Source organism: Salinisphaera sp. SWV1 (genome assembly GCF_052044155.1).
Lineage (GTDB): Bacteria > Pseudomonadota > Gammaproteobacteria > Nevskiales > Salinisphaeraceae > Salinisphaera.
Genome location: NZ_JBQDYE010000026.1, coordinates 49,098 through 64,480 on the forward strand (window position 1 = coordinate 49,098; position 15,383 = coordinate 64,480).

The window sequence follows — 15,383 nt, forward strand, 5'->3', positions numbered from 1 at the left end:
GGTCTGACTGCACGTTCGCGCCAGTGCGCGCCGAAACGGGGATCGCGCCGTGACGGCTGATCCGCAAGCTACCCCGGACGGTGTCATCGTGGCCGTGCGCGGCAGCGTGGTGGATGTGGGCTTCGCGGCGCATCTGCCACCCATCTATACGATTTTATACGCTGGCGACGACGGCGAGATCGTGATGGAAGTGTTGTCCCAGCTTGATGCGCGCCGGGTGCGCGCGATCGCGCTGACGTCGACGCAGGGCCTGGCGCGTGATATGCCGGTGACCGACAGCGGCGGGCCGCTGCGCGCGCCGGTGGGTAAAGCCTTGTTGTCGCGCATGTTCGATGTGTTCGGCCAGGCTATCGACGGTTTACCGCCGCCGCAGAACATGGCCTGGCGCAGCGTGCATCAGGCGCCGCCGCCGTTGGTCGAACGCTCGACCCGGTCCGAGATCTTCGCCACCGGCATCAAGGCCATCGATGTGCTGGTGCCGCTGGAGCGGGGCGGCAAGGCAGGTCTGTTCGGTGGCGCCGGTGTTGGCAAGACGGTGCTCCTGACCGAGATCATTCACAACATGATCGGACGGGCGCACGGCGTGAGCCTGTTCTGCGGCATCGGCGAGCGTTGCCGTGAAGGCGCCGATCTCTACCATGCCATGGAAGCAGCGGGCGTGTTGCCGAACATGGTGATGGTGTTCGGGCAGATGAACGAGCCGCCGGGTGCCCGTTTCCGGGTCGGCCATGCCGCCCTGACCATGGCCGAGTATTTTCGCGACGTCGAACATCGTGACGTGCTGCTGCTGATCGACAACATCTTTCGTTTCATTCAGGCCGGTATGGAAGTCTCGGGCCTGATGGGTCAGATGCCGTCCCGGCTGGGTTATCAGCCGACCATGAGCACGGAACTGGCCGGGCTGGAGGAGCGGATTGCCAACACCCGAGCCGGCGCGATCACCGCGATCGAGGCGGTCTATGTGCCGGCCGACGATCTCACCGATCCGGCCGCCGTGCATGTGTTCTCGCATCTTTCGTCGTCGATCGTTCTCTCGCGCAAGCGCGCCAGCGAAGGCCTGTACCCGGCGATCGATCTGCTGCGATCCAACTCCAAGATGGCGACGCCCGGGATCGTGGGTGCGGCGCATTACGCGCTGGCGAGCGAGATCCGTCGAACCCTGGCCCAGTACGATGAGCTCAAGGACATCATCGCCATGCTCGGGCTTGAGCAGTTGTCGGTCGATGACCGCAAGGTCGTTGCCCGGGCACGCCGGCTCGAGCGTTTCCTCACCCAGCCGTTTTCCGCCACCGAACAGTTCAGCGGTATTCCGGGGCAGCAGGTCAGCCTCGCGGACGCGCTCGACGGTTGCCGGCGCATCCTCAGTGACGAGTTCGCCAACGTGCCGGAACAGGCGCTGTACATGATCGGGGCCATCGGCGACGTCGCCGACGCGGCATCGACAACGGCCGGCTCGGCACCCGCGGCCGCGTCCGAACCGGAGGCCCGCCATGCGTCTTGAAGTGTTGCTGCCGTTCAAGGTGTTCGCCGATGTGCCGGACGTACTGCGCGTGATCGCCGATACCGCGGCCGGCTCGCTCGGGCTGTTGCCGCATCGGCTCGACTGTGCGGTCGCGTTGCGGCCCGGCATTCTGACCTACGAGACAGCCGCGGCCGGTGCGGTCTATATCGCGGTTGATGCTGGCGTGCTCGTCAAGACCGGAACGGCCGTTTTGGTCGCCGTGAGGCAGGCCGTCGGCGGCGCCGATCTTGAAACGCTGCAGGATGCGGTGGCCAACGAATTTCTCGAACTCGACGCCGCCCAGCGCCAGGCGCGGGCTGCCAGTGCCCGGATCGAAAGCGCGTTCATGCGGCGCATTGTGGGGCTCGGCCATGAACGACGATGATCGCCAGAAACGGCTGGCGGCTAGCGAGGACCGCTTCACCCGTCAAATTGCTGCCAAGACGGCACGAAAGCGGCGAGCGCTGAACCGGCGCCGTACCGGCGTCTGGTATGGCCTGGGCATGTCCGGACTGATTGGCTGGTCGGTCGCGGTGCCAACCGTGGGGGGGGCGCTGCTCGGGCTTTGGCTGGACGGGCGCCATCCGGGCGGTCAGTCCTGGACGCTGGTGCTGCTGGTGGCCGGGCTGGTGATTGGCGGCGCCAACGCCTGGCATTGGGTGGCTCGCGAACAGAAAGCGTTGCGCAACGACGACGAGGATGAGGAGGACTGTGATGAGTAATCTCCCGGAACTGGGTCTTGCGCTGCTGGCGGGCGGTGCACTGGGTACATTCTTTTTCGGCGGCCTGTGGTGGACACTGCGGCGCGGCCTCGCGTCCCCACAGCCGGCGCTGTGGCTTGGCCCGAGCCTGCTGGTGCGGATCGGCGTGACGGTGGCCGGCTTCTATGTCGTGGGCCAGGGCGACTGGCACCGACTGCTGGCCTGCCTGATCGGGTTCGTGATTGCGCGCTTCATCGTGACCGCCTGGCTACCCATTCGGTCGACAGCGGGGACGGCGCCGTGAACCTCAGCTCCGATCAGGTTGTGCTGTGGCGGATGGGTTTCGCCACGTTCAACCTGACCATCGTCACCACCTGGGGCTTGATGGCGATACTCACCCTGGGTTCGTATCTGATCACGCGGCGGCTGGTCACGGATGGACCGATATCGCGCTGGCAGGCAGCTCTCGAGTTGATCGTCACGACCCTTATCGCCCAGATCGGGGAGTCAGGCCTCGAACAGCCGCGACGTTATCTCGTCTTTCTGGGCAGTTTGTTCCTGTTTCTGGCCACGGCTAACGTTTGCACCGTCATTCCCGGCTACCAACCACCGACCGGCTCGCTTTCGACCACCGCAGCGCTGGCACTGTGCGTATTCGTGGCCGTGCCGTTCTTCGGCATCCGCGAGCAGGGCATGCCGGCCTATCTCAAGACCTATCTGCAGCCGACCGCGATCATGCTGCCATTCAACATCATCAGCGAGCTGTCGCGCACGCTGGCGCTGGCGATCCGCCTGTTCGGCAACATGATGAGTGGTGCCATGATCATCGCCATTCTGATCACGATCACGCCGCTACTGTTCCCGATCGTCATGACCGCCCTCGGCCTGCTCACGGGCATGGTGCAGGCTTATATCTTCACCATTCTGGCGGCTGTCTATATCGCCGCTGCGACCGTTGTGCGACATCCGAAAGCCGAACCCGACACGACCGCGCCACCGCCGTCCGCCCCCTGACTGCCACACGAGAACGTCCATGGACAGCAGCACAATGATCGCCATCGTATCGATCTTCACCGCCGGATTTACGACCGGTATCGGTTGTCTCGGCCCGGCGTTCGGCGAGGGTCGGGCAGTCGCCAGCGCGCTCGCTTCGCTGGCCCAGCAGCCGGACGCCGCGGCCACCATCACCCGGACTCTTTTCGTGGGTCTGGCCATGATCGAGTCGACCGCGATCTACTGTTTCGTCGTGTCGATGATTCTGATCTTCGCCAATCCGTTCTGGGGCCACGTCACGGCCGCGGCCGGCGGGCAGTGAAACATGCTGATCGACTGGTTCACCGTCGGCGCCCAGCTGGTCAATTTTCTAATCCTGGTATGGCTGCTCAAGCGGTTTCTGTATCAGCCGATCATGAAAGCCATCGACGCGCGCGAGGCGCTTATTGCCTCGGCGCTGGCCGATGCAAGCCGCAAGCAGTCAGCGGCGGACGCGGCACGCGAAGACTTTCTGGCGCGCAATGCCCAATTTGACGCCGATTGCGACGCGCTGATGGCCAAGGCCGCCGATGATGCCGCCGAAGAAGAGGCCCGGCTGCTGACCGACGCGCGTGCGGCGGGCGACGCGCTGCGGGCCCGCCAGCGGGCGGCGCTGCAGACCGAGCGCGCGAATCTGAGCGAGGCCATTGCGGGGCTCACGGGCCATGAAGTGCTGGCTGCAGCCCGCAAGACGCTGGTGGATCTGGCCGACGCCGAGCTGGAAGCGCGCATGGCCGCTGTCTTCGTTCGTCGCTTGCAGGAGATGGATCCGGCAGCGCAGGCCGCGTTGGCGGATGTATTGCGCGTTGCCACCGAGCCGGCCTGTTTACGCAGTACGTTCGAACTGGACGGCCCGGCAAAAGCTGCGATCCAGCGGGCGCTGGATACGGTGGTCGGCGCCCCGGTCCCAATTGCCTTCCAGACCGCGCCGGACGAACTGTGCGGTATCGAATTGACGGCCGGCGGCCATAAGCTGGCGTGGCGCATCGAAGATTATCTTGCCGCGCTGGGCGACAAGCTCGATAAGCTGCTTGCGGCGCAAGTCGCGTCGGCGGGCCCCAGCGACACGGCGCCAGCCGCCGATCCGGCAGCACAGACGGCACCGGATGCTGCGCCGGTCAAATCCTCATGAGCGTGTCGGCCCTGGTCCAGCCAGCCGTCGAGCGCGGCCTCGCGGGGCTGCGTGCATTGAGCGACGACGGCGCGCCGCAACTGGCGCTGCGCGAAACCGGTACCGTCATTGCCGTTGCCACCGGTATTGCCACCGTGTCGGGCCTGCCGGGGGTGGGTTCGGAGGAATTGGTCCGGTTTCCCGACGGGCTGCTCGGCATTGCCTTCAACGTCGATGCCGATGCGATAGGGGTGGTTCTGCTCGGCGACTATCAACGGCTGCAGGCTGGTGACGCGGCCGAGCGGACCGGCCGGGTGATGGACGTGGCGGTCGGCGACGCGCTGCTCGGCAGGGTGGTGGATGGCCTCGGCGAGCCGCTGGACGATCTGGGTCCCGTAGCGGCAGGCCAGCGGCTGCCGGTCGAACGTCCGGCGCCGGCGATCATGGCCCGCGCCCCGGTGGAGGTGCCGTTACAGACCGGGCTGAAGGTCATCGATGCGCTGATCCCGATCGGGCGGGGCCAGCGCGAGCTCATCCTCGGTGATCGCCAGACCGGTAAGACCGCGATCGCGCTCGACGCCATTCTCAATCAGCGCGGCCAGGACGTGATCTGCGTGTACTGCGCGATCGGCCAGCGCGCGGCGGCGGTGGCTCAGGTGGTGGCGACCCTGCGAGAGCAGGGCGCGATGGACTACTGCGTGGTGGTGGTGGCCGAGGGCGAGCAGGCGCCGGGGCTGGCGTACATCACGCCGTATGCCGCGACCCGGATCGCCGAGTTCTTCATGGAAGCCGGGCGTGACGTGTTGATCGTCTATGACGATCTGACCCATCACGCCCGGGCCTATCGCGAGCTGTCGCTGTTGCTGCGCCGACCGCCTGGGCGAGAAGCATTTCCCGGCGATATCTTCTATATCCATTCGCGCTTGCTCGAGCGCGCGACGCACCTGGGCGAGGCCCTGGGAGGCGGTTCATTGACTGCACTGCCGATCATCGAGACCAATGCCCAGGACATCTCGGCCTATATCCCGACCAATCTGATCTCCATCACCGACGGCCAGATCTATCTGTCGCCGTCGCTGTTCGACCTCGGCGTGCTGCCGGCCGTGGACGTGGGCATGTCGGTATCGCGAGTGGGCGGGGCCGCCCAGCGTGCGGCCTATCGCGCCGTCGCCGGCAATCTCAAGATGGACTATGCCCAGTTCGAGGAACTGGAGACGTTTGCCCGCTTCGGCACCCGGCTGGATGATGCGACCCGCAAGGTCATCGCCCACGGCGAGCGTATCCGGGCCTGTCTCAAGCAGACCAACGAGGCACCGGTGCCCGTGGCCGAGCAGATTACGGTGCTGCTGGCGCTTGCCGATGGGTTGCTCGATCCCGTCGAGCTCGCGCGGCTATCGGAGGCGGAGCAGGCGCTGCGGCGGGCAGCAGCCGACATGCCCGCGCAAGTCGCCGCGCGCCTGCTTTCGGCGGACAGGCTGTCGGATGCCGACCGTCAGGCGCTTGTTGCGGTGGCGACAACCGCGCTGGCGCCGTTTTCACCCGCAGAGGCGGCATCATGAGCGAATCGATCCAGGATCTGCGCAAAAAGATCGGCGGTGCCGGTGATCTGCAGTCGGTGGTGCGGTCGATGAAGGCCCTGGCCGCGTCCAGCATCGTGCAGTATGAACAGGCGGTCCGGGCGCTGGGGGGCTACGAACAGACGGTCGCGACCGGTCTGGCGCTGTGCCTACGTCGTTCGATGGGTGCGGATGCCATGATCCAGCCCAGCCACTCGGGCCAGCCCGTCATCGGCGCTATCGTGTTGGGTTCCGATCAAGGCCTGGTTGGGCGCTTCAACGAGGTGCTGCTGGATTTCGTTATCCAGCACATTAGAGCAGTTGACGGCACGCCGGGGCCGATCTGGGTCGTCGGCGAGCGAATGCAGGCACTGATCGTCGACCGAGGCTTGAAAACGCTACAGCTGTCGCCGGTACCGACGTCCTCGCAAGGGATCGCGCCGTTGGTGGGTGAGCTTCTGGTCGAAATCGAGTCCGCTCAAGCGCGGGGGCGGTTCAGCGCACTCCATATCTTTCATAACCGGCCTCAAAATAGTGGCACCTACGCGCCGGCCGCCCGGGTGCTGTTGCCGCTGGACCCGGCCTGGCACCGTCAGCATGCCGAGCGCGCCTGGCCCGGACATCATGCTTGGCCCGAGGTGCTCGACGGAGATCCGGCGGCCTTGCCGGCCTTCATCCGCGAATACCTGTTCGTGGTGCTATTCCAGGCCTGTGCCGAATCGCTGGCCAGCGAGAACGCCAGTCGTCTGGCTGCCATGCAGCGGGCGGATAAGAATATCGAGGATATTCTGGAGAGCCTCAATCAGCGTTTTCATCGCCAGCGCCAGGCCGCCATCGATGAGGAGCTGTTCGATGTCATCGCCGGTTATGAAGCGTTGTCTAAATCGGGGTCGGAGGTCGGTGCTCAGGTCATCGCATGCCAGGCTCGGAAGACCGCAATATGAATAACGCTCCCCGCGATTTTCGCGCACCGGAGCGCCGACGGTCGCCAGCCACCCGTAGCCGGCCGAGACCGAGTCGGTTCCATGGCGCAAAGACGCCGAACCGCAACAGGCTACAGGAAAACGCTGCAACCTCTTGCATGGTTAGTCCGCTCGAGCCGATCGATATTACATCTTTGGCGGTGGCCCGATCTATGGCGATAGCCGTGCGGACACAAGCGCCGGACTATCCGGGAACCGGCGGCAGAAGTGGTCCAGCACGGCGAGTGGCGCACACCTCGGCTGTCGTGCTATCGGAGGCCTGCTCAGTTGGGCGGTTTGTTGGCTTCGATGAGGTTCTGGTGCACCTCTGCCGTGAGCGACTCGATGCGTTTGCTGATTTCGTTGCTGAGTTCGGTTAGTTGGTTGTTCTGTTCCATCAATCCCAGAAGCTGTGTGCTCTGCTCCGACATCAGGGTCTGCCGATGCTCGCTCAGTGCTGCCAGCTCTTCGCGGTGGAGGGCATCGGCTTCGGCGTTGGCCTTGTCGCGATCGGCCTGTCGAGTTTGGGCCAGCAGGATGAGCGGTGCTGCGTAGGCGGCCTGCAGGCTGAAGGCGAGATTGAGCAGAATGAACGGATACAGATCGAACCGGGCGAAGCCCACGCCGTTGGCCAGGATCCAGAGGGCGACGATGAGTGTCTGTGCGATGAGGAAATGCGGAGTACCGAAATAGCGTGCGAACGCCTCGGCTTTCTGTCCGAACCAGTCGCTGCCGAATACCGCACCCAGATGGCGATGGCCGTGATGGAAGCGTAATGGATGCCGGCTTAGAACATTTCGCGAGCCCGTGCGGTCTGGGGGAAGGTCTGCATTGGGCGCCATGGTGTATCTCCGAAGAAGCGCGGCGCGTCAGCCGTCCGCCACTATGCGGTCCGGCGGGCCATCCCCGCCGCTGCCCTGCAACTCGAAACAACCTTTGCCGTCGAGCTCGTGCTTGCGCCGTACACACAAGATATAACACCAATTATCGCCGTCAGAGGTGATGCCCGCGCGGCCTGGCAACGCCCGTTTCCAGACGCCTGCTTGGCCTCCGCCACGGCTTTTGCACCACTCGACCATGGGCCGCCCCCGCGCTCGGTCTCTGTGTCATGGCGCGTGACCGGGCGGCTTCGCGTTCATGCGGGCGGTTGCCTGCGGCCCACGTCGCGGTCGATCGGGCCGTGCGCGGTATACAGGCCTCTATCGTGGGCGCCGTCCTCTGGTGGCGCGGACGCATCGTAAATGGGGGCGGTCTCGACCGCGCTGCGCGTCAGATCGACCGAGAGGGTTCGATCCAACCAACTGACGTCGTCGATCCATTCCGGCGCAATCAGGACCTGATGGCCATGCCACCAGCTGCCGATGTCGACAATGACGTAGCGAACCGCCCAGCTGTGCTCATCGACCAGCAGTCCGCAAACATGGCCGACAGCACCGTCGCTGGCTTGGACGTGATAATCGATGATCGCTTTCGCGCTGCGCAGATGGTGGTCTTCATCATCTGTGTCGGCCAAGGCTTCATCATCTTCTACGCCGGCGCCCGCGAGCGTTATGCCTGCATACGGTGCGCCGCCCCAGAGCCCGGCGTCGCCCCAGTAAAACGGGAAGTTGTAATACGTCAGCAGCAGGGATTCGTGTTGGCGCGACACCGGCTTGCGGGTGTCGATATCCGGGCTCTCCTTGACCTGAGCGCGGGTGATTGTGACCGGGAGTGTCTGATCGCGGGCCGGCGCTCGGCTGAGTGCTTGCGGCGAGATGAGGACCTCGCGACCGGACAGCCAGCCGCCCGTCGCCACCACGAAATAGCGCACGATCCAGGCCTGGTCGTCGAAATACAGATCGGCCACGTGGCCAACGGCGCCGTCGGTTGCCCAGAGGGCGTAGTGCTGCAGGTCTTTTAGGCTGTGTAACATGACCGTTTCTCCGGTGGGCCCGTAAATCCAACGCCGCGATATGCGAAAGGGATCGCGAATAATTCGCCGAGTCTTGCGGGCAGCGTGACGGCGGATAAACTCCAGATTGACGCATCCCGGCGCCCGCGTATGTTCATCAGCGCACAGACGCGCCGTCGCGGCGGCCGGAGCCAGGAATCTCCATACGCTCGTTGGCGATGCCGTCAGATGGACAGGTGAATTTGCTGTAGCCGAAACGATCCGGGACAGCTTCTGAAAGCGTTTGAGCGCTGAGCCTTGGCGAGCCGGGTCGGCGGTTCAGCTCTTTCATCATAAAAAGAACCCGCTGGCGAGGGGGCGCCAACGGGTAAGGACTGAATCCGCGGGGAGCAGAGGCCTCAGGGAGGGGGCGAGGCAATCGATGCTCAAGGGGTTGGAAAGCGAATCCAGTACTCGATCATGATGCGAGCGCGACGCGGCTTCGTCCGTGCGGTGTCGCACGCATGCGAGACGCGATGCTCAATCGCATGAAGGCGGGCTCTAGCGTTGGCCCGTCGGTAGCACGTAAGGCAGCAGGCGATCGGTTTCCTTCTTCACCACGGCGTAGCACTCGCAGCTCAGCTGTTCGAGTCTGGGCCGGTCCAGCACGGTTATCCGGCCGCGCTTGTACTCGATGACGCCCAGTGCCTGCAGCTTGCCGGCCGCCTCGGTGACACCTTCGCGGCGTACTCCGAGCATGTTGGCGATCAGTTCCTGGGTCATCGTCAGCTTATTGCTCGGCAGCCGGTCCAGCGACAGCAACAGCCAGCGACACAGCTGCTGATCGATCGAATGATGGCGGTTGCATACCGCAGTCTGAGCCATCTGTGTGATCAGGGCCTGGGTGTAGCGCAGCATCAGATGGTGCAGATCGCCGTGGCGGTTGAATTCGTCCTTGATGCGCTGCCCGGCCAACCGGTACGCGGAACCGCCACTCTGCAGAATGGCCCGGCTCGGTGTGCTCTCGCCGCCCATGAACAGCGCAATGCCCACCAGGCCTTCGTTACCCACGACTGAGATTTCGGCAGAGGCGCCGTTCTCCATGACATACAGCAGCGACACGATGCTGTCGGTCGGGAAATAGACATGGCGCAGCGCATCGCCCGGCTCGTAGAGGACCAGCCCCAGAGGCAGGGCCACCAGTTCCAGGTGCGGAAATATCCGCAATTGGAGATCGGTCGGCAGGGCCGCCAGCAGATGATTCTGTCGCGGACTTGGTGCTTCTGGCATGGCCATAAGGGGTTCCGCCTCGGTGGTGGACAACCGATTTCGCACGATTATCCGCCTATTTTCTGATCGGAACACGCGCATATGCGCCGTGTCAATGAGCGCTTTTGCGCGTCCGCGACCGCTGCAACGGCGTGTATTGCGGCGTTACGCGCGATAGCGAACAGACGCCTTGGCTTGTGGCCCGTAGCGTTGCCATACAGCAGAGCTGTGGTTGGTAGTGGCGCGTGGGGCAAACCGTTGGCAGGCCGAAAATTCAGGGATCGAAGCGCAACCATGCGTTGGGTGCTCGTTACGGCTCGCGCCCACAGTCAACCGAGCCGGCGAATACGAGCGAAGGCATTCTGTCGAGTCACTTCTGATGAGCCAACGGAAACGCGATACGCAGCAGGATGGCCAGCACTCCGTCATCCGTGGATCGGGTGACTGGCTGGTCAGGCCTACGGCCCCATAACGAGTGACGGAGTTCCGCTCATGAACAAATCAACGCAGATCTACTGGTTGTTTGCGCTGATTCCAATCATTGTGATTGTGCTGCTGCAAAGCTTGCAGGTCACGGGGCAGCAGTCCCAGGTTCTGGCCTACAGCGCGTTTCAGCATGAACTCGCGCAGGGTCATATCAAGAGCGTTATCGTCGGGGCCGATTCCATAACCGGCGAATTCACCCAAGCCCAGGACGGCAAGACCCGCTTTTCGACCGTACCGATACCGGCGGACCTGCGCGCCGAACTGGACAAGGCCGGCGTCCAATACAGCGGGGCGCCCGATCACACGCTGATCAGCACCATATTGTCCTGGGTGCTTCCGATGGCCTTGTTCGTGGGCGTGTGGTTTTTTCTCATGCGCCGCATGGGGGCCGGGCAGGGCGCGGGCGGCCTGATGCAGGTCGGCAAGAGCAAGGCCAAGATATATGTAGAAACCGACACCAAGGTGGGTTTCGACGATGTGGCCGGCGTTGATGAAGCCAAGGACGAACTCAAGGAGCTCATTGAGTTTCTCAAGGATCCCAAGCGCTACAGCACGCTTGGCGCGCATATGCCCAAGGGCGTGTTGCTGGTCGGCCCACCCGGCACCGGGAAGACCCTGCTCGCGAGGGCGGTCGCGGGCGAGGCCGAAGTGCCTTTCTTTTCCATCAGTGGTTCGGAGTTCGTGGAGATGTTCGTCGGTGTGGGGGCGGCGCGGGTACGCGATCTGTTTGTGCAGGCGCGGGCCAAGGCGCCGGCCATCATCTTCATCGACGAACTGGATGCGCTGGGCCGCGCCCGCGGTGCCTTCCCCCAGGCCGGCGGCCATGACGAACGCGAACAGACCCTCAACCAGCTGCTGGTCGAGCTCGACGGCTTCGATCCCAGCAAGGGCCTGGTGCTGATCGCGGCCACCAATCGCCCGGAGGTGCTCGACCCGGCCCTGCTACGGGCCGGTCGCTTCGATCGCCAGGTGCTGGTGGATCGACCGGACAAGCGTGGCCGGGTGCAGATCCTGGATGTGCACGCCAAGAAGATCCGGCTGGCCGTCGATGTGAACATCGAGGACGTCGCAGCGCTCACCACGGGTTTTACCGGCGCCGATCTGGCCAATCTGATCAACGAAGCCGCATTGTTAGCCACCCGCCGGCGCGCCGATGCCGTGACCATGGACGATTTCAACAACGCCATCGAGCGCATCGTCGCCGGCCTGGAAAAGAAGAACCGGCTTCTCAATCCCCGTGAACGTGAGATCGTTGCCCACCATGAGATCGGGCACGCGCTGATGACGCTGTTGCTGCCGGGCGTCGATCCGGTGCACAAGGTGTCCATCATTCCGCGCGGCATCGGTGCGCTCGGTTACACGTTACAGCGACCGACCGAGGATCGTTTCCTGATGACGCGGGAAGAGCTGGAAGACAAGATCGCCGTTCTGTTGGGTGGGCGCGCCGCCGAAAAACTGATCTACAACCATCTGTCCACCGGGGCGTCGGACGATCTATCCAAAGCGACGAGTATCGCCCGCAGCATGGTGGCGCGCTACGGCATGGACGCGAATCTGGGCTCTGTGACCTACGATACGGATCAGCCGACCTTTCTGGGCGGCTATGCGTCGACCGCCCAGCGGCCCATTAGCGAGCAGAGCGCCGAGGCAATTGACGCCGCCGTGCGCGAGATCATTCACGATGTCTTCGAGCGCGTGTATGCGGCTCTGAAACGAAACACCGCCGTGCTCAAGCGCTGTGCCGCCGAGCTGCTCGAGCATGAGACGCTGGAAGCGAGTGATCTGAAACGACTGGCGAGCGGGCTCGTGGTATCCGATGATCGGCTGGGGCGCCAACGCCTGAGTCTGGCTGCGACCGAGTGAGCGCGGTGGTGATTAGGCCGGGTCGATCTTCAGAACAACGCAAGTTCGTCCGATGAGAACCCATGCCGATGCGGAATAAGCTCTCACTGTTCAAACGATGGCAACACGGACGTCCGAGGCGGCGACATGAATATTGATCCGGGTGATTTTCGCGTTCCCGAGAGGGCAGTAGTCGATCTTGACCAGTGGCCGACACAGATCGAGCCCGTCTATGGTTCCAAGAAGAAATACCGCAAGCGGCTAAAGCAGAACGTAGCCGACCTCAGCGCCCAGCAGCAGCTGTTATATGCGTCGGATCGGCACGCCGTGCTGCTGATATTTCAGGCCATGGATGCAGCCGGCAAGGACGGGGCGATCCGACATGTGATGTCCGGGGTCAATCCGCAGGGCTGTCAGGTCTTTAGCTACCAACATCCGAGTGCCGCGGAACTGCAGCACGATTTCCTCTGGCGTTGTACCCGCGATCTGCCCGAGCGCGGCCGGATTGGCATCTTCAACCGCTCCTACTACGAAGAGGTGCTCATCGTGCGCGTCCATCCGGAGATCCTTCAAGGTGAAGGCCTGCCGGAGACTCCGCGCCACGAGACAACTCTCTGGGAACACCGATACCGCTCGATCCGCAATCTGGAGCGGCATCTGCATGCCAACGGTACCCGCATCATCAAGTTCTTCCTGCATCTGTCCCCGGAAGAACAGCGGAAACGTTTTCTCGCCCGGATCGATGACCCGGAAAAGAACTGGAAATTCAGCACGGCGGATATCGAGGAACGCAAGTTCTGGCCGCAGTACATGCAGGCCTATGGCCAGTGCCTGTCGGCCACCAGTACCGACCATGCGCCCTGGTATGTGGTGCCGGCCGACGACAAGCACAACGCACGGTTGATTATTTCCCGGATCGTGGTCGATACGTTGAAGAGCCTCGACCTGGCTTTTCCCGAGGTCAGTGATGAGCGCCGCGCCGAGCTGCAGACAATCCGCGAGCACCTGGCGACATAGCGGAGTCGGCCGATTGGCTGCCCCTAAGCGCGCGGGGGGGGTCTTGTCCACAGCCGTTGACCAGCCCGCCCATGACATCCGCCGAGACCTTCGAACCCGACACCAGCCGGCGCGACACAAGCGGCACGGCAGGGAGAAAAGCAACATTGACGCTGTTCCACGCTATCGGCCTGATTATCACCCTCGTTGCGCTGTTCGGTTATCTCAATAGTCGGTTCATTGGCCTGCCGGACGTCATCGGCATTACCGCGATCGGGCTTGTCGTCTCGGTCGCGGTGGCGATCATCGGTAGCCACAACCCGGCGGTGGCCCGCTGGGCACAGCAGGCGGTCGCCGAGATCGATTTCTCCAAGTTGGTGTTCGAGGGCATGCTCGGCATGCTGCTGTTCGCTGGCAGCCTGCACGTTGATATCAGCGGTATTCGTCAGGAGAAATGGATCATTCTGTTTCTCGCGACCGCAGGTGTGACGCTGTCCACCAGCCTGGTCGGGGGCGGTTTCTATGTCGGGGCCCACCTGCTGGGTTTCGGTCTGCCTCTGATCAGTTGTCTGTTGTTCGGCGCCCTGATTTCGCCGACCGATCCGATCGCGGTATTGGGCATCCTGCGGCGGGTGGGGGTGGCCAAGCGGCTGGAAGCGCGCATTGCTGGTGAGAGCCTGTTCAACGACGGCACCGCCGTGGTGCTGTTTCTGACGCTGCTCAATCTGGCCACCAGCCCCGAACCGGTCGCGCCCTCCGCCGTGACGCTGTTGCTTGTCGAGGCCGTGCTGGGTGGCGTTCTCATGGGGCTGGCCCTGGGCGCGCTCGGCAACTATGTGATGAAGGGGATCGATAGTTATCCGGTCGAAATCCTGATCACGTTTTCGATGGCGATCGCGGGCTATGCACTGGCCGATATGTTGCTTGCGTCGGCGCCGATCGCGGTGGTGGTCATGGGCCTGATGGTGGGCAATCAGGGCAAGACATCTGCCATGTCCGATCTCACCCGACATCACCTGTTTGCCTTCTGGGAGCTGCTCGACGAACTGCTCAATCTGTTGTTATTCGGTTTGATCGGCCTAGAGGTGATTGCGCTATCGTTATCGTTTGGCTCGTTGCTGCCGGGCCTGCTCGCGATTCCGATCGTGCTGCTGGCGCGTTGGATCAGCGTCGGCGTACCGATTACGGTCATGCGCGTATTCCATGTATTTACCCCGCACAGTATCAAAATCATGACTTGGGGAGGCCTGCGTGGCGGTATTTCGGTTGCCCTGGCGCTGTCGCTGCCGGATTTGTCGGGGCGCGAAACGATCGTGGCAGCCACCTATGAAGTAGTGATTTTCAGTATTCTTGTGCAGGCGTTAACCATGGGGCCGCTAGTGCGCCGCTTGGCGCGCGGCCCGAGAGCAAGTTGAACCGGATAGGAGTTAGAGAATCTGCCGTCAATTCGAGCTTAATGGTAGCGCTGGAGATGGTTGCACTGTTTCTACGTCATCTAGTGAACTTGTCCGGGTCCATTAGACACTTCTGGCCTGTGATTGGGTTCGAGATCGGCGCACTACTCAAATCGTGAGCAATGCTCGCCTGTCTACCCCGCTACACTGAGGAGATGTGTCAAGACCACGCCGACTTTAGTCATCGGATTCCTGATTTGAGTGCTCCTCATAAGCGAAGTAAGGCCGCGAACTGAATACCTGAAGCCAAGGAATCTTCTGCTCTAGAGCTTTTCCCGCCAAGCACATGTCATGCTTGCTGGGATAGTGGCGTAATAGAGCGCATGCTCTATTCCGGACATATTCAGGAAGCGTTTTGTCAACTTCAATGCTCCTCAAAAACTTTTCGGTCTCGATAACTGCGCGTGTTCTTTCGTACGGTAATGTCATGACTGCCTCCGTCCTAACTATGAATCGACAAGCGTTTTGTAAATATTCTGCGAACCTCGCGAAGAGGCCAAGAACAGTTGCCACCGAATACGTAATCCCCTCCGTCGCAGTTTGCTAGGCCGAGAGACGGTTGAAACGTCGATTCCTGTCACTGCCTAAGCTAGCTGAGCACGT

The 15,383-nt window shown here is 62.9% G+C and carries 17 protein-coding genes; 12 read left to right on the forward strand and 5 right to left on the reverse strand.

Annotated features, from left to right (window positions below; translation table 11 throughout):
• The first annotated feature begins 49 nt into the window (after positions 1–49).
• The 9 genes from atpD to ACS8YF_RS13160 are packed head-to-tail and all read left to right on the forward strand — an operon-like array spanning position 50 to position 6,845.
• Positions 50–1,501: a F0F1 ATP synthase subunit beta gene (gene atpD / locus ACS8YF_RS13120; protein WP_440850646.1), complete on the forward strand. Its 1,452-nt coding sequence runs from the start codon at positions 50–52 to the stop codon at positions 1,499–1,501.
• Positions 1,491–1,886: a F0F1 ATP synthase subunit epsilon gene (locus ACS8YF_RS13125; protein ID WP_440850647.1), complete on the forward strand. Its 396-nt coding sequence runs from the start codon at positions 1,491–1,493 to the stop codon at positions 1,884–1,886. Before atpD ends, ACS8YF_RS13125 begins: the two co-directional genes overlap by 11 nt.
• Positions 1,873–2,223 (forward strand): AtpZ/AtpI family protein, encoded by a 351-nt coding sequence (locus ACS8YF_RS13130; protein ID WP_440850648.1) that lies wholly within the window; start codon positions 1,873–1,875, stop codon positions 2,221–2,223. The genes ACS8YF_RS13125 and ACS8YF_RS13130 overlap by 14 nt, the downstream gene beginning before the upstream one ends.
• Positions 2,216–2,506, forward strand: a complete 291-nt coding sequence (locus tag ACS8YF_RS13135; protein ID WP_440850649.1) for an N-ATPase subunit AtpR — start codon at positions 2,216–2,218, stop codon at positions 2,504–2,506. Before ACS8YF_RS13130 ends, ACS8YF_RS13135 begins: the two co-directional genes overlap by 8 nt.
• The gene (locus tag ACS8YF_RS13140; RefSeq protein WP_440850650.1) at positions 2,503–3,216 is read left to right on the forward strand and encodes a F0F1 ATP synthase subunit A; all 714 of its coding nucleotides are present in this window, start codon (positions 2,503–2,505) and stop codon (positions 3,214–3,216) included. The genes ACS8YF_RS13135 and ACS8YF_RS13140 overlap by 4 nt, the downstream gene beginning before the upstream one ends.
• 19 nt (positions 3,217–3,235) lie before the next feature.
• Entirely contained in the window at positions 3,236–3,517 is a 282-nt protein-coding gene (locus ACS8YF_RS13145) for a F0F1 ATP synthase subunit C (RefSeq protein WP_440850651.1), read from the forward strand.
• A gap of 3 nt (positions 3,518–3,520) precedes the next feature.
• Positions 3,521–4,366, forward strand: a complete 846-nt coding sequence (locus tag ACS8YF_RS13150) for a F0F1 ATP synthase subunit B family protein (protein WP_440850652.1) — start codon at positions 3,521–3,523, stop codon at positions 4,364–4,366.
• Positions 4,363–5,904: an alternate F1F0 ATPase, F1 subunit alpha gene (locus tag ACS8YF_RS13155; RefSeq protein ID WP_440850653.1), complete on the forward strand. Its 1,542-nt coding sequence runs from the start codon at positions 4,363–4,365 to the stop codon at positions 5,902–5,904. The genes ACS8YF_RS13150 and ACS8YF_RS13155 overlap by 4 nt, the downstream gene beginning before the upstream one ends.
• Positions 5,901–6,845, forward strand: a complete 945-nt coding sequence (locus tag ACS8YF_RS13160; protein WP_440850654.1) for a F0F1 ATP synthase subunit gamma — start codon at positions 5,901–5,903, stop codon at positions 6,843–6,845. Before ACS8YF_RS13155 ends, ACS8YF_RS13160 begins: the two co-directional genes overlap by 4 nt.
• Before the next feature lie 302 nt (positions 6,846–7,147).
• On the opposite strand, the gene ACS8YF_RS13165 is transcribed toward ACS8YF_RS13160, so the two are convergent.
• The 4 genes from ACS8YF_RS13165 to ACS8YF_RS13180 all read right to left on the reverse strand — a co-directional run bounded on the left by ACS8YF_RS13165 (position 7,148) and on the right by ACS8YF_RS13180 (position 10,023).
• The gene (locus ACS8YF_RS13165) at positions 7,148–7,705 is read right to left on the reverse strand and encodes a DUF1003 domain-containing protein (protein ID WP_440850655.1); all 558 of its coding nucleotides are present in this window, start codon (positions 7,703–7,705) and stop codon (positions 7,148–7,150) included.
• A gap of 293 nt (positions 7,706–7,998) precedes the next feature.
• Entirely contained in the window at positions 7,999–8,709 is a 711-nt protein-coding gene (locus ACS8YF_RS13170; protein ID WP_440850656.1) for a PRC-barrel domain containing protein, read from the reverse strand.
• Positions 8,710–8,911: 202 nt separating this feature from the next.
• A complete protein-coding gene (locus tag ACS8YF_RS13175) occupies positions 8,912–9,085 on the reverse strand; it encodes a hypothetical protein (protein ID WP_440850657.1) in 174 nt (57 codons plus the stop codon).
• A gap of 209 nt (positions 9,086–9,294) precedes the next feature.
• Positions 9,295–10,023, reverse strand: coding sequence for a Crp/Fnr family transcriptional regulator (locus tag ACS8YF_RS13180; RefSeq protein ID WP_440850666.1), 729 nt, complete (start codon positions 10,021–10,023; stop codon positions 9,295–9,297).
• Between the two features lie 471 nt (positions 10,024–10,494).
• Here ACS8YF_RS13180 and ftsH point away from each other — a divergent pair, with 471 nt between their 5' ends.
• The 3 genes from ftsH to ACS8YF_RS13195 all read left to right on the forward strand — a co-directional run bounded on the left by ftsH (position 10,495) and on the right by ACS8YF_RS13195 (position 14,741).
• Entirely contained in the window at positions 10,495–12,351 is a 1,857-nt protein-coding gene (ftsH, locus tag ACS8YF_RS13185) for an ATP-dependent zinc metalloprotease FtsH (RefSeq protein WP_440850658.1), read from the forward strand.
• Between the two features lie 126 nt (positions 12,352–12,477).
• Positions 12,478–13,347, forward strand: a complete 870-nt coding sequence (locus ACS8YF_RS13190; RefSeq protein WP_440850659.1) for an ADP-polyphosphate phosphotransferase — start codon at positions 12,478–12,480, stop codon at positions 13,345–13,347.
• Between the two features lie 71 nt (positions 13,348–13,418).
• Positions 13,419–14,741 carry a cation:proton antiporter gene (locus tag ACS8YF_RS13195; RefSeq protein ID WP_440850660.1) on the forward strand — a complete coding sequence of 441 codons (1,323 nt, stop codon included), beginning with the start codon at positions 13,419–13,421 and terminating at the stop codon, positions 14,739–14,741.
• A gap of 216 nt (positions 14,742–14,957) precedes the next feature.
• On the opposite strand, the gene ACS8YF_RS13200 is transcribed toward ACS8YF_RS13195, so the two are convergent.
• A complete protein-coding gene (locus ACS8YF_RS13200; RefSeq protein WP_440850661.1) occupies positions 14,958–15,209 on the reverse strand; it encodes a BPSL0761 family protein in 252 nt (83 codons plus the stop codon).
• Positions 15,210–15,383: the final 174 nt, after the last annotated feature.

Bases quoted from the DNA above. Each gene is read 5' to 3' on its own strand.
- ACS8YF_RS13125 (WP_440850647.1), top strand. From the start codon at position 1,491: ATGCGTCTTGAAGTGTTGCTGCCGTTCAAGGTGTTCGCCGATGTGCCG.
- ACS8YF_RS13130 (WP_440850648.1), top strand. From the start codon at position 1,873: ATGAACGACGATGATCGCCAGAAACGGCTGGCGGCTAGCGAGGACCGC.
- ACS8YF_RS13135 (WP_440850649.1), top strand. From the start codon at position 2,216: ATGAGTAATCTCCCGGAACTGGGTCTTGCGCTGCTGGCGGGCGGTGCA.
- ACS8YF_RS13145 (WP_440850651.1), top strand. From the start codon at position 3,236: ATGGACAGCAGCACAATGATCGCCATCGTATCGATCTTCACCGCCGGA.
- ACS8YF_RS13150 (WP_440850652.1), top strand. From the start codon at position 3,521: ATGCTGATCGACTGGTTCACCGTCGGCGCCCAGCTGGTCAATTTTCTA.
- ACS8YF_RS13155 (WP_440850653.1), top strand. From the start codon at position 4,363: ATGAGCGTGTCGGCCCTGGTCCAGCCAGCCGTCGAGCGCGGCCTCGCG.
- ACS8YF_RS13160 (WP_440850654.1), top strand. From the start codon at position 5,901: ATGAGCGAATCGATCCAGGATCTGCGCAAAAAGATCGGCGGTGCCGGT.
- ACS8YF_RS13165 (WP_440850655.1), bottom strand. From the start codon at position 7,705: ATGGCGCCCAATGCAGACCTTCCCCCAGACCGCACGGGCTCGCGAAAT.
- ACS8YF_RS13175 (WP_440850657.1), bottom strand. From the start codon at position 9,085: ATGAAAGAGCTGAACCGCCGACCCGGCTCGCCAAGGCTCAGCGCTCAA.
- ACS8YF_RS13180 (WP_440850666.1), bottom strand. From the start codon at position 10,023: ATGCCAGAAGCACCAAGTCCGCGACAGAATCATCTGCTGGCGGCCCTG.
- ftsH (WP_440850658.1), top strand. From the start codon at position 10,495: ATGAACAAATCAACGCAGATCTACTGGTTGTTTGCGCTGATTCCAATC.
- ACS8YF_RS13190 (WP_440850659.1), top strand. From the start codon at position 12,478: ATGAATATTGATCCGGGTGATTTTCGCGTTCCCGAGAGGGCAGTAGTC.
- ACS8YF_RS13195 (WP_440850660.1), top strand. From the start codon at position 13,419: ATGACATCCGCCGAGACCTTCGAACCCGACACCAGCCGGCGCGACACA.
- ACS8YF_RS13200 (WP_440850661.1), bottom strand. From the start codon at position 15,209: ATGACATTACCGTACGAAAGAACACGCGCAGTTATCGAGACCGAAAAG.